11 protein-coding genes and 1 pseudogene are annotated in these 12,899 nt (G+C 75.0%); all 12 read left to right on the top strand.

Annotated elements, in window-relative coordinates; genetic code table 11:
• Positions 1-289: 289 nt before the first annotated feature.
• The 12 genes and pseudogenes from IF01_RS0120155 (at position 290) to IF01_RS0120100 (ending at position 12,851) form a co-directional block, all read left to right on the top strand.
• Entirely contained in the window at positions 290-1,846 is a 1,557-nt protein-coding gene (locus IF01_RS0120155) for a phage tail sheath family protein (protein ID WP_030394852.1), read from the top strand.
• A gap of 62 nt (positions 1,847-1,908) precedes the next feature.
• Positions 1,909-2,349 carry a phage tail protein gene (locus IF01_RS0120150; RefSeq protein WP_030394851.1) on the top strand — a complete coding sequence of 147 codons (441 nt, stop codon included), beginning with the start codon at positions 1,909-1,911 and terminating at the stop codon, positions 2,347-2,349.
• Positions 2,346-2,858, top strand: coding sequence for a hypothetical protein (locus IF01_RS0120145; protein WP_030394850.1), 513 nt, complete (start codon positions 2,346-2,348; stop codon positions 2,856-2,858). Before IF01_RS0120150 ends, IF01_RS0120145 begins: the two co-directional genes overlap by 4 nt.
• Positions 2,855-3,013 carry a DUF6760 family protein gene (locus IF01_RS49010; protein WP_167349762.1) on the top strand — a complete coding sequence of 53 codons (159 nt, stop codon included), beginning with the start codon at positions 2,855-2,857 and terminating at the stop codon, positions 3,011-3,013. Before IF01_RS0120145 ends, IF01_RS49010 begins: the two co-directional genes overlap by 4 nt.
• A 2,920-nt stretch (positions 3,014-5,933) precedes the next feature.
• Positions 5,934-6,314 (top strand): hypothetical protein, encoded by a 381-nt coding sequence (locus IF01_RS46920; protein WP_157855296.1) that lies wholly within the window; start codon positions 5,934-5,936, stop codon positions 6,312-6,314.
• A 34-nt stretch (positions 6,315-6,348) separates the two neighbouring features.
• Complete coding sequence (locus IF01_RS0120130; protein ID WP_030394849.1) at positions 6,349-6,774, top strand: phage tail protein; 426 nt, start codon at positions 6,349-6,351, stop codon at positions 6,772-6,774.
• A gap of 72 nt (positions 6,775-6,846) precedes the next feature.
• Positions 6,847-7,545, top strand: a pseudogene (locus IF01_RS0120125) (CIS tube protein); the annotation flags it as partial.
• Positions 7,546-7,700: 155 nt separating this feature from the next.
• Positions 7,701-9,518: a VgrG-related protein gene (locus IF01_RS0120120; RefSeq protein WP_030394847.1), complete on the top strand. Its 1,818-nt coding sequence runs from the start codon at positions 7,701-7,703 to the stop codon at positions 9,516-9,518.
• A 66-nt stretch (positions 9,519-9,584) separates the two neighbouring features.
• The gene (locus IF01_RS0120115) at positions 9,585-9,902 is read left to right on the top strand and encodes a PAAR domain-containing protein (RefSeq protein ID WP_030394846.1); all 318 of its coding nucleotides are present in this window, start codon (positions 9,585-9,587) and stop codon (positions 9,900-9,902) included.
• On the top strand, positions 9,902-10,324 hold the full coding sequence (locus tag IF01_RS0120110; RefSeq protein ID WP_030394845.1) for a gp25 family contractile injection system sheath assembly initiator: 423 nt from the start codon (positions 9,902-9,904) through the stop codon (positions 10,322-10,324). The genes IF01_RS0120115 and IF01_RS0120110 overlap by 1 nt, the downstream gene beginning before the upstream one ends.
• Positions 10,324-12,285 carry a putative baseplate assembly protein gene (locus IF01_RS0120105; protein ID WP_030394844.1) on the top strand — a complete coding sequence of 654 codons (1,962 nt, stop codon included), beginning with the start codon at positions 10,324-10,326 and terminating at the stop codon, positions 12,283-12,285. Before IF01_RS0120110 ends, IF01_RS0120105 begins: the two co-directional genes overlap by 1 nt.
• Positions 12,282-12,851 carry a phage tail protein gene (locus IF01_RS0120100; protein ID WP_030394843.1) on the top strand — a complete coding sequence of 190 codons (570 nt, stop codon included), beginning with the start codon at positions 12,282-12,284 and terminating at the stop codon, positions 12,849-12,851. The genes IF01_RS0120105 and IF01_RS0120100 overlap by 4 nt, the downstream gene beginning before the upstream one ends.
• Positions 12,852-12,899 lie beyond the last annotated feature (48 nt).

Raw genomic sequence — 12,899 nt, 5'->3', positions numbered from 1 at the left:
GCGGGCCGTCGCGGTGGGCCGTCGCAGCGGGCTGTCACGGTGAGCCGTCGCGGTGGGCCCGGGAGGGCCGGGGAGGGCAGCGCCCTTGCCCCCGGGCAGGTCCCCCGGTCCCTCCCACCGGTGACGGCCCGCCGGAAAGGCTGGGGACGGGGCGCGACGGCGCGCGACCGGGTCCGTCGACGGCGTTCTGCCGTCAGCCGTCTTCCGTCCGCCGTCAGCCGTCCGCCGAACCAGGCCGGAGATCCACCGAAGACCGTCCACCGAACACCGGTGACACGAAGGAGCGAGCATGCCGACGTACCTCACCCCGGGGGTCTACGTGGAGGAGGTGCAGTCCGGTGCCCGCCCGATCGAAGGGGTGGGCACCGCCGTCGCCGCGTTCGTCGGGTTCGCCCGGACCGGCCCGTTCCACGAGCCCACGCTCGTCACCAGCTGGGACCAGTACTCCCAGCACTTCGGCGGGTTCGCCGAGGGCGCCTACCTGCCCCACGCGGTCTACGGGTACTTCGCCAACGGCGGCGGCGCCGCGTACGTCGTCCGGGTCGGCGGCTCCGACCGGGACAGCTCCGCGCCCGCCGCCTCGGCCCCCGAGCAGCGCGCGGCGGAACCCGTCGAGCTCGGCGGGTTCCTGTTCGCGGCCCGGCCGGGCATCACCGGCGTCTCGGTGGAGATCGCCGACGCGGAGGGCGAGAACCCGCCCGAGGACCGGTTCAGGCTGCTGGTCCACCGCGACGGGGCGGTGGCCGAGACCTTCGAGGTGTCGGCCCGCCGGAACGTCAAGGGCTACCTCGTCACCCAGGCCCGCGGCTCGGCGCTGATCGAGGTCACCGAGCAGCGCGGCACCGCCCAGGGCCGGCCCGCGAACCGGACCGCGGCCCTGCCCGACGCCCCCGCCGCCGTGCCCGCCCCGGCCGCCGGCCAGGGCGCGGTGCCCCGGCTCGACCCGGCCGAGTACGTCGGCGACGCGGCGGCCCGCACCGGGCTCGGCGGCCTGGAGACGATCGACGAGATCACCATGGTCGTGGTGCCCGACCTGATGGGCTCCCACCAGCGCGGGGACATCGACGCCGAGGGCGTGCGCACCGTCCAGCTCGCCGTGATCTCGCACTGCGAGCAGATGGGCGACCGGGTCGCCGTCCTGGACGCCCCGCCCGGACTCTCCCCGCAGCAGGTGCGGACCTGGCGCAACGACGAGGCGGGCTACGACTCCCGCTACGCCACCCTCTACTACCCGTGGATCCGGGTCTTCGACCCGGCCGCCGGGCGCAACGCCACCGTCCCGCCGAGCGGCCACATCGCCGGCGTGTGGGCGCGCAGCGACGCCGAGCGCGGGGTGCACAAGGCCCCCGCCAACGAGGTGATCCGCGGCGCGGTCGACCTGGAACTGCGCCTGAGCAAGGGCGAGCAGGACCTGCTCAACCCGATCGGGGTGAACTGCGTCCGGGCCTTCCCCGGCCGGGGCATCCGGATCTGGGGCGCCCGCACCCTCTCCTCCGACCCGGCCTGGCGCTACCTGAACGTGCGCCGCCTCTTCAACTACCTGGAGGAGTCCATCCTCCTGGGCACCCAGTGGGTGGTCTTCGAGCCGAACGACGACCGGCTCTGGTCGAGCATCCGGCGCAACGCCACCGCGTTCCTCACCGAGGAGTGGCGGCGCGGCGCGCTGTTCGGGCGGACGGCCGCGGAGGCGTTCTACGTCAAGTGCGACCGGGACAACAACCCGCAGGAATCGATCGACCAGGGCCGCGTGATCTGCGAGATCGGCGTGGCACCGGTCAAGCCGGCCGAGTTCGTGGTGTTCCGGCTGGCGCAGTTCTCCGACAGCACCAGCCTCGTCGACGAATGACCCGCAGGTCCGGCGGTCCCGGGACCGCCGGGACGATCAGCAAGGAAAGGTGACAGACAGTCATGGCAGAGGGCGATGCTCTTTCCACCCATATCTTCGGCGTCCAGCTCGGTGGCTACCTGGTCGAGTCGATCCAGGAGATCAGCGGCCTGACCGTCGAGGAGGAGGTCGTCGAGGTCCGGCAGGTCAGCAAGGACGGCAAGCAGATCATCCGCAAGCAGCCCGGCGCCCGCCAGGCCGGCGAGGTCACGATCACCCGGGGACTCGACAAGAGCAGCGAGTTCACCAAGTGGATCACGGAGACCCTGAACAACGGGGCCGTCGACACCGCGCGGCAGAACCTCACCATCGAGATCAAGGACTCCACGGGCGAGACCATCCGGCGCATCCAGCTGATGAACGGCTGGGCCTCCAAGTGGGAGGGCCCCTCCCTCAAGGCCGGCGAGTCCGCCGCGGCCACCGAGTCCGTGACCATCGTGTTCGAAGAGATCATCGTAGAGTGAGGCGACGTACGGTGACGGCGGGCAGCCTGGAGGAGATCCTCCGGGCCACGGAGCCCGCCCCGGCCACGGCCCAGGCCTCCGCCCCGGCACCGCCGCCGGCGCCCCCCGCCGGCGCTCCGGCGCGGCGCGAGGAGCACGCGCTGCGCACGGAGTTCGAGTTCGAACTGCCGCGCGGGTACGTGGACGAGGCGGGCACCCTGCACCGGCACGGCTCGATGCGCCTGGCCACCGCGCGCGACGAGCTGCGGCCCCAGATCGACCTGCGGGTCAAGGAGAACCCGGCGTACCTGAGTGTGGTGCTGCTCAGCCAGGTCATCACCCGGCTCGGCACCGTCACCGACGTGCACGCCGGGGTCGTGGAGCGGATGTACGCGACCGACGTCGCGTTCCTCCAGGACTTCTACCGGCGCGTCAACAGTGAGGGCCACACCCGGGCGGCGGTCACCTGCCCGCACTGCGAGGGCGCCTTCGAGGTCGACCTCTCCGGTGGGCGCCTGGGGGAATCGTGACGTACGCGCTCCCCCGGCTCAGGGAGGAGATCGCGTACATCGCCTACCACTTCCACTGGCAACGCGACGAGATCCTCGACCTGACCCATGCCGAACGCCGGCAGTGGGTCACCGAGATCGCACAGATCAACTCCCGTATGAACGAAGGAGGTTGAGAAAATGGCGTGGCGGGACAGGGTGCGCCGACGCGGCGCCGTGCGGGACGCCGCGGGTGCGGGTCCGGAAGCGGGCGCGGGCGCGGTTCCGGACGCGGCGGGTGCGGTCCGGGAGGCCGCCGCCGACCGTGGCCCGGGCGTGCCCGCGGACTGGGACGGCGGTTGGCGCCGCACCGCGCCGGCCCTCCTGACCGTCTCCCGGGCGCCGATGAGCGTCAGCGACGGACTCGCCTTCCGGGACGGGCTGTCCGCCTGGCGCGATCCGTCCTTCGACACCGGCCTCGCCCACGCCCTGCTGCCGACCGCCCCGACCGGCCTCGTCCGCGGCATCGCCCGCCCCGCCGTCGCGCAGCCCACCCACAGCAGTGGCGGCCCGCTGCTGCTCCGGGCGCTGCGCCCGTCCGACGCGGACGCCGCGCCGGACGCCGCGCTGCGGGCGGGGGCGGGTGCGGGTGCACCGCAGCCGGAGGCGCCTCCTGCACCGGGTTCGCCGGCCACCGGGCGGGCGCAGCCCAGTGGGTCGGGTGCGCGCGTGTCGGGTCCGCGCGCTTCGGGTCCGCGTGTGTCGGCTGCACGTGCTTCGACGAAGGGCGCTCCGCTGTCCGCACAGGCCGCGCCTGCGGTCAGCGCCGGCACCGACCGCTCGCGGGTCGACGAGGCCGGCGAGCGGCCGGGTCGGTCCGGCGGCCGGCCGGAGGCCCCCTCAAGGGCCGGGGCGACGGCCGGTGCACCCGGCACCCCTGGTCGCCCGCCCGCGCAGTCCACGGCGGTACTCGGCGCGGATGGCGCTCCCGTCCTCCAGCGAGCCGAAGCGACCGCCGCCACCCCGACCACAGCCCCGGCCGGGACCGGGACCGGGACCGGGACCCGGACCGGACGTACGTCGGCGTCGGCACGACTCCCGCTGGTCCGCCGCATCGCGGTGGTCCCCGGCGCCTCCGGCGAGGGCACTCAAGGGGCAGCCCCCGCAGGCCGGCCTGTGCAGCGGACCGCCACCGGAGCCGGGTCCCTTCCCGCCTCCACCGGCCGCCGATCGGACCGGGAGGCATCCGCCGCCACCGGCCCCCGTCCCGGCCACTCCGGCGAAGGGGCGTCGGCGGACCGCGCCGAAGCGACACCCGCCGTGGTGCGGACGCGCCCTGTCGGCCGGTCACTGACCGTCGCCCGGGTACCCGCCGCACCCAGGCGCAGGGTGCCCGCCGTGCGCCCCGCCGTCCCCCCGGCACAGATCGGCGGACCTTCCCCCGACGCACCCGTACAGCGGGCGGCCGACCACGCGCCTCCTCTCGGCACCCCGCCGACCGAAGTCCCGGCGCCCGCCACGTCCTCGGACGTGGCCAGCCCCGACCACGCTCCGGCATCGGCACCGGCACCGGCACCGGCCATGCCTGTCGTCCAGCGGCAGGCGGAGACCGTCCTCGACCGGCCCGGCGCTCCGGTGCGGGGCGCGGACGCGGCTCCCGTGCAGCGTGCGGCCGACCGTCCTGCCCCGGGCGCTTCGGCGTCCGAACTCCCGCCCTCCAGTGGCCCCTTGGCGTCGGGGGCGACCGCCCCCGCGTCAACCGCGCCCACGCTCCAGCACCGGGCGGCGACCATGGCCGACGCACCTGTGCAACGCGCGGCCGACCACCCCACTCTCGGCACACCCTCATTCGAACTCCCCACCACGGCAGCACCCCTGGGCGCAGATCCCACCACTCCCGCACCGCCCATGCCGATCGTCCAGCGCGCGGCCGATCACCCCACTCTCGGCGCACCAGCGACCGAACTCATTTCCACCGCAGCACCCTTGGGCGTAGATCCCACCCCTTCCAGGCCGGGCATGCCGATCGTCCAGCGGACGACGGAGGCCGCGACCGACGCGCCCGCGCAGCGCGCGGCCGATCACCCCACCCTGGGCGCATCCTCAACCGAACTCCCCACCACCGCAGCGCCCCTGGGACCGGATCCGGCCACCCCCGCACCACCCATGCCGATCGTCCAGCGCGCGACGGAGACCACAACCGACACGCCCGTGCAACACGCGGCCGGCCGACCGACCCTCGGTCCGCCGCTGGCCGAACTCCCCGCCACCGCAGCACCCTTGGGTACCGGCGCGACCGTCCGGGCGCGGGGCGGCGGTTCCCCTTCCGCAGCTGCGCCCCCGGCGCCGACCCTGCCGGTCGTGCAGCGGCAGTCGGAGGCTCCGGCCGCCGAGGGCGGCCCTGGGCGGACGGCGCGCCGTCCTCGTGCCGGGTTGGGAGCCCCGCTGCCCGCGATGCCGCCGACTGTCAGCCGTCCCGCGGCCCCGTTCACCGTCCAGCGCATGCCCGTGCCCGTGCCCCTGCCCCTGCCCCTGCCGGGAGCGGGACAGCACCCCGCGTCCCCGACCCCGTCACCGGCTCCCACGTCATCGGCCACCGCGTCCCCGACCACCGCGTCCCGGCACGGCGGTCGCGCCGGAGTTCCCGCGCCGCCCGCAGGGGTCCGGACGAGCGGGCCCGTCCCGCTCGTCCTCGCCGGTCGGCCCGGGGCCACCGGCCCGGCACCGGCACCGGCCGCTCCGCGCCGCAGCGTCCAACTGCTCTCGGCGCGGCCCCTGGCCCTCGGCAGCGGCCGGGACATGGGCAGCGCGACGGCTCCCGTTCCTTCCGCCCGCGCGGTGAGCCGCCCCGTGGTCGCGGCACGCTGGGCCTCCCCGCCCTCCACCGCCGTGGCGCAGCACGTCCAGCGAGCGCCCGGCACCCCCGGCCCGCACCCGGCGTCCGCGTCCGGCCCCCTTCGCCCGTCCGAACCCCTTCGTGGACCCGAAGCCCGCTATACCGACGGTCCCGGGCGCCCGTCAGGCCCGCTGCCCGTGACCGCCCCGCACGCGCCTCCACTGGTGGTCCGGCCTTCCCTGGCCACGTCCTCGGCTCGGCCCGTACCCGTGGTGCCGCTGGTGCGGTCCAGGACACCGGCCCCCGGCAGCACGCCGGGAGTCCCCCAGGCATCGCCCCCGACCCCGTCCCCGCTCCCCGTACAACGCGACACCGGCAGCGTCCGGGGAAGCGCACCGGCCACCACCGCCCCGGCCCCCGCCCCGCGCAGCACCGCCCCCGACACCAGCACCGCCACCACCCCGCGCAGCACCGCGGCGGACCAGCGGGTCACCACCGCCGACCGGACCGGCGGAAGTCCGCGTGACGCCGGAGCGCAGGGCGGCGACCTCGACCTGGAGGACCTGGCACGCCGCCTGCTCGACCCGGTCGCCCGCCTGCTGCGCGCCGAGCTGCGACGCGGCCGGGACCGCGCGGGCAGGACCTTCGACGGCCGCCGCTGAGCACCCGCACGAACGAGAAACGGACGACGGACCGATGACGGACAACATCTTCGCGACCAGCGTGTTCTTCCGGCTGGCGATCGGCGGCAACGACCTGGGCGCCTTCCACACCTGCTCCGGCATGGGCGCCGAGGTCGAGATGGAGAGCTACGCCGAGGGCGGCAACAACGGCTTCACCTGGCAGCTCCCGGGTCGCGTGACCTGGTCGAACATCACCCTCACCCGGCCGGTCACCGCCGACACGGCGAAGATCGGCCGCTGGCTGGACGAGACGCTGCGGCGGGTCGAACCGAAGGACGGCGAGATCGTGGCCCTGCGGCCCGATCTGAGCCGGATCATCAGCTGGCAGGTCTTCGGGATCGTCCCGGTCCGCTGGCAGGGTCCGTCCTTCGACCCCGCCAACTCCGCGGCCGCGGTGGAGACCCTGGAGATCGCCCACGCGGGGCTGCTCCCCGCCTGACCGTGCCACCACCGCCCCACCACCGACCCGTCCGACGACCGTCGCACTCCCGCTCCGGAAGGAAGCCACGCCATGGCCTTCTCGGCACGCGCCAGCCGCGCCAGGGCCCAGCTCACCCTGAAAGAGCCCCCGGCCTCGGTCGGGGCCAAGCCCGGCGGGACGATCGCCCGGCTCGACCTCCAGTTCAACCCCTCGACCCTGCAGTTGGGCAAGACCACCGAGTGGCGACGCTCCCCGTCCCGGATGGCGGGGCAGTCGGCGCTGCCCGAGTTCGTGGGCAGCGGCCCGCGCACCCTGAGCCTGGAGGTCTTCCTGGACGCCACCGCGACCCATGACGACTCGGTGGAGCGGGCGGTCGAGAAGCTGATGAAGGCGTGCGTGCCGACCCCGGCCAGTCTCGGCCGCAAGAAGCCGGCGAGCCCCTGGGTGCGCTTCGAGTGGGGCAGCGCGCGGACCACCTCCTTCGACGGGGTGCTGTCGAACCTGTCGGTCTCGTACACCCTCTTCGACGTGGACGGCACACCGTTGCGGGCGACCTGCTCGCTGTCCATCGAGGAGGCGAGTGTCGAACCGCCCGGCCAGAACCCGACGTCGGGCGCGCGCACCGCGCGCAGCACGCACACCCTGGTGGCGGGCGACAGCCTGGCGATGCTGGCCTGGCGCGAGTACGGCGACGCGACGGCCTGGCGGGTCATCGCGGAGGCCAACGGGATCGACGACCCGATGGCGCTCGCGCCGGGCACCGAGTTGGTCGTGCCGGCCCTGCGGGACGACGACCACGCCCGAACGACCGCCGACGGGCACGCCTTCGACAACGGACCCGACAACGGTCTCGACAGCGGTCTCGACAGCGGGCTCGACAACGGACGAAGCAGCGGACGAAGCAGCGGCAACGGGTTCGGCAACGGCAGCGGCGAGGGGGAACGGTGAGCGGGTTCGATTCCGGGGGCAGGTCCTTCGCGGCCGACCCGATCGTGGAGGCACCCGGCGAGCTGCCGCAGATCTGGGCGGCGCAGCTGGTCAGCTGCGTGGTCGACGAGAACGTGAGCCTGCCGGACGCCGCCGTGCTCACCTACCGCGACCCCGACCACGAGTTCCTGCGCGCCACCGGCATCACCATCGGCTCGCCGCTGCGCGTGTCGGTGACGACGGCGAAGGGGCAGGCGCGGGAGCGGCTGTTCGACGGGGAGGTCACGGCCCTGGAGATCGACCGGGACAGCACCGGGTCGTTCACCGTCGTCCGCGCCTACTCCAAGGCCCACCGGCTCCAGCGCGGCCGCAAGGTCGTCGCGTACCGGAACATGACGACCGCGGACATCGTCCGCAAGGTGGCCGCGGGCGCCGGCCTGGCCGTCGGGAGGGTGGAGGCCGCGCCGGTGACGTACCGGCAGCTGTCCCAGGCGAACGTCTCCGACTGGGACTTCCTGCAGTTCCTCGCGGGCGAGAGCGGTGCGCGGGTGCGCGTCGACGACAAGGGGGTGCTCCAGTTCACCAGGCCCGCGAAGGCGTCCGGGGCGCCCTCGCCCTCGACCTCGGCCGTGCTCGACCCGATGGTCCTGGAGTACGGGCGCAACCTGCTGGCGCTGCGGGCCGCGCTGTCGGCCGCCGACGGCGCCTCGAAGGTGCAGGTGCGCGGCTGGGACGTCGCCACGAAGCGGCCGTTGGTCGCCGAGCAGCCGTCCGTGGTCAGCGACACCGTGGTGCCGGGGCTCGCTCCCGGGACGGCCGCCCGGTTCGGGAGGTCGGTCGTGGCCGTCACCGACACCCCCTACCGGACGCAGGCGGAGACGGCGGCGGTCGCCCGCGCGGCGGCCGCCCGGGTGAGCGCCGGCTTCGGCGACCTGGAGGCGGTGGCCGAGGGCAATCCGCTGCTGCGGGCGGGCAAACCGGTGGCGCTGGGCAACGTGGGACCGGCGTTCTCCGGCCGCTACACGGCGACGGCCGTGCAGCACGTGCTGGAGCCGCACGGCGGCTACCGCACCACCGTGTGGGTCGACGCCGGCCAGGACCGCTCCCTGCCCGGCCTGATGACGGGCGCCGACGCGCCGGGGCGCGGCCCGCGCATCCCCGGTCTGGCGATCGGCGTGGTGACGGACGTGCGCGAGCCGAACGGCTCCGAACGCGGCGCGGTGCGACTGACCTTCCCCTGGCTGGACGACACGTACGTCACCGACTGGGTGCGCACCGTCCAGTGGGGCGGCAAGGGCGGTGGCGGGGTGGTGAGTCCCGAGGTCAACGACGAGGTGCTGGTCGGGTTCGAGCAGGGCCTGTTGGACCGCCCGTACGTGATCGGCGGGCTCTACAACGGGGTGGACCAGCCCTCGCCGCACGAGGTTCCGCTGGTCGACGCGACCAGCGGCAAGGTCAACCGCCGTTCGGTGGCCTCGCGTTCGGGTCACCGCGTGGAGCTGCTGGACGCGCCGGCGCCGGGCCCCTCCGGGCTGCGGCTGGTGACCGGGGACGGACGGCTGGAGGTCCGCCTGGACGACCGCCGGGACCGGATCGAGCTCACCGTGTACGCGGGGCGGAACCGTCCGCTGACCTCCGTCCTGCTGGACCGGGACGGCATCACGCTCGACGCCCGGCGGGGCACCGTGAAGGTGACCGGCCGGCAGGTGGACATCGACGGCACGGCCGGGGTCAGCATCGGCGGCCGGTCGGTCCGGGTGTCCGGGACGGCGGACGTCTCCGTCGACGGCGGCCTGCTCGCCGTGCTCAAGGGCCGCCTGGTCCGGATCAACTGACTCCACGTCAATCTTCCTCCCTCCCGACCGTCCTGCCCCCTCCCCCTTCTCCCCGAGGAGCCCCCGATGCCAGCCGCAGCCCGTACCGGTGACCCCACCGACCACGGTGGCCGGATCGCGACCCCGCCGCCCGGCACCGCCGCGCAGGTCGCGACGGTGCTGATCGGCGGGCGGCCCGCCGCCGTGGTGGGCAGCCTGCACGTGTGCCCGGTACCGCCGCACGCGGCCCTGGGTCCGGGGAACGTGCTGCTGCCCAACCCGGCCGCGGTCACCGGGGGCGCGGTGCTGATCGGCGGACTGCCCGCCGCGCGGGCCCGCGACCGGGCGGCATGCGGCGCGACGGTCCTGACCGGTGCGCCCGACGTGCTGATCGGAGGACTGTGATGAGTGATCGGTTCATCGGCCGCGGCTGGGCGTTCCCGCTGCGGGTCGGGCCGACCGGCGGGATCGCCATGGTCGAGCGGGAGCGGGAACTGGAGGAGGCCATCCGCCTCGTGCTGGGCACCGCGCCCGGCGAGCGACCGATGCGGCCCGACTTCGGCTGCGGCATCCACGAGTACGTCTTCGCCCCCGGCGACGGCGTCACCGCCGGGCGGATCGCCCAGCAGGTGCGCGAGGCGCTGGAGCGCTGGGAGCCGCGGATCGCGGTGGACGAGGTCGTCGTGGCCTTCGACGCCGTGGAGACGGCCACCCTCTACATCGACGTGCGCTACACGGTGCGCACCACCAACGACCGGCGCAACCTGGTCTTCCCCTTCTACACGATCCCCTCCGAGGAGGGGACCGAGGAAACGGTCGCGGACTGATGGCCCTGCCCTCCCCCAACCTGGACGACCGACGGTTCCAGCAGCTCGTCGACGAGGCGAAGCGGTACGTGCAGCAGCGCGCCCCGGAGTGGACCGACCACAACGTCTCCGACCCGGGCGTCACCCTGATCGAGACGTTCGCCTACCTCGTGGACCAGCTGCTGTACCGGCTGAACCGGGTCCCGGACAAGAACTACCTGGCCTTCCTGGACCTGTTGGGCATCCGGCTGTACCCGCCGTCGGCGGCCGTCGCCGAGGTCGACTTCTGGCTGTCGGCGCCCCAGCCGGACACGGTGACGCTGCCCGCCGGCACCGAGGTGACGACCGCGGCCGGCGAGACCGAGGCGGCCGTGGTCTTCGCCACCACCGACGACCTGCGCATCGTGCCGAGCGAGCTGACCCGGCTGGTCACCGCGCCCCGCACCGGTGACCGGACCGACCGGACGGGTGCGCTGGCCGAGGGCCGGGACATCCCGTGCTTCCAGGCCGCGCCCGAGCCCGGCGACGCGCTGCTGTTCGGCCTGCCGACGGCGGTGCCGCGCTGCGTGGTCGCGGTCCGCCTGGACAGCCGCGTCGAGGGCGTCGGCGTCGACCCGCGCCAGCCCCCGCTGGTGTGGGAGGCGTGGGACGGCGGCCGGTGGCAGCGCTGCGAGACCGGTTCCGACAGCACCGGCGGGCTGAACCGGCCCGGCGAGGTCATCGTGTACGTTCCGGCCGGACACACCGAGTCGCTGGTCAGCGGCACCAGGGCGGGCTGGCTGCGCTGCCGGGTCACCGAGGCGGAGCCGGGGCAGCCGTTCTACTCGGAGTCGCCGACGGTGCGCGAGGCCGCCGTCTTCACCGTCGGCGGCACGACGGCCGTGGAGCACGCCGAGCGGGTGAGCGACGTAGCGCTCGGCGTGTCGGAGGGGGTGGCGGGGCAGTCCTTCCGGCTCGGCCGCCCGCCCGTACTGCTCGACGGGGAACCCCCGGTGGTGGAGGTGTCCTCGCCGGACGGGTGGCAGCGCTGGGAGGTGGTGGAGCACTTCGGGCGCTCGGGACCGGCCGACCGGCACGTCCGGGTGGACGCCACCACCGGCGAGTTCACGTTCCCGCCGGTGCTGCGCGAGGCCGACGGCACCCTGCGTCCGTGCGGGGCCGTACCGGCCAAGGGCGCCCGGATCCGGGTGGCCCGCTACCGCACCGGCGGCGGCCCGGCGGGCAACGTCTCCCGGGGCGCCGTGTCCGTCCTGCGCAGCTCCGTCCCGTACGTCGCCCGGGTCGTCAACCGGGAGGCGGCGCGCGGCGGTGTCGCCGGGGAGACCATCGACAACGCCAAGCTGCGGGCACCGGAGACGCTCCGCATGCAGGAGCGCGCGGTGACCGCCGAGGACTACGAGATCATCGCCCGGCAGGCGGCACCCTCCGTGCGCCGGGTCCGCTGCCTGCCCGACCGGGACGCGGGCGCGGGCGCGGTACGGGTCCTGGTGGTACCGGACGCGGTGGCCGACGAGGGCGGCCGGCTGCGCTTCGAGCAGCTGATCCCGTCCGACCAGGTCCTCGCCAGGATCACCGCGGCCCTCGACGAGCGGCGCCTGATCGGCACCCGGCTCCTCGTCGAGCCGCCGTTCTACCAGGGCGTCACCGTCGTCGCCCGGCTCTCGGCACCGGCCGCGGACGCCGACCGGGTGCGCGACGCGGCGCTCGACGCGCTCTACCGGCACCTCGACCCCCTGCGCGGCGGATCCGACGGAACGGGTCGGCCGTTCGGGCGGCCCGTGCAGTACGGGGAGGTGTTCGGGGTGCTGCAACGCGCCGTCGGGGACGTGGTGGTGGAGGAGATCCGGCTGTTCGCCGCCGATCCGGTCACGGGCCGGCGCGGCGCCCCGGTCGACCGGATCGACGTCGGCGCGGGCGCGCTGGTCTTCTCCTACCAGCACCAGGTGGTCGTGACCGCGCGGGAGCCGGAGGTGCGCGGATGAGCCGGGCCGCCGTCCCGGGCCTGCCCAGCCGGCACCCGATCGGCGAGCAGCTGCCCGCGCTGTACGCCGACGACGACTTCGCGCAACGGTTCACGGCGGGGCTGGACACGGTCCTGGCCCCGGTGTTCACCACCCTCGACAACCTGCCCTCGTACTTCGATCCGCGACTGGCCCCGGCCGACTTCCTGGCCTGGCTGGCCACCTGGGTGGGCGGCGCCGACGACCCGCACTGGCCGCTGGCGCTGCGCCGCGAGGCGGTGGCCGGCGCGGTGGAACTGCACCGCTGGAGCGGCACCCGGCGCGGCCTGGTCGAGGCCCTGCGCCTGGTGCTGGGCGTGTCCGCCGAGATCACCGGGGACGGCGGGGCCGCCTGGTCGAACACGGCCGGTGGCGCGCTGCCGCCCGCACCGGCCGACGAGGTGCTCGTCCGGGTGTGGCCGCAGCACGGCGGAGCCGTGGACGCGGACCGGGTCCTGGCGCTGGTCCGGAGCCTGTGCCCGGTCCACACGAACTGCCGGGTGGAGGTCCTGACGGGACCGCCCACGAGCGAGGAGGGGCGACAGTGATGCGCGAGTGTCCCGCGTGCGGGGCGTCCAACGGCCCGACGGACGACT

The sequence above is a fragment of the Kitasatospora purpeofusca genome (assembly GCF_000718025.1).
GTDB lineage: Bacteria > Actinomycetota > Actinomycetes > Streptomycetales > Streptomycetaceae > Kitasatospora > Kitasatospora purpeofusca.
This window is presented reverse-complemented; position numbering and strand designations above follow the sequence as displayed.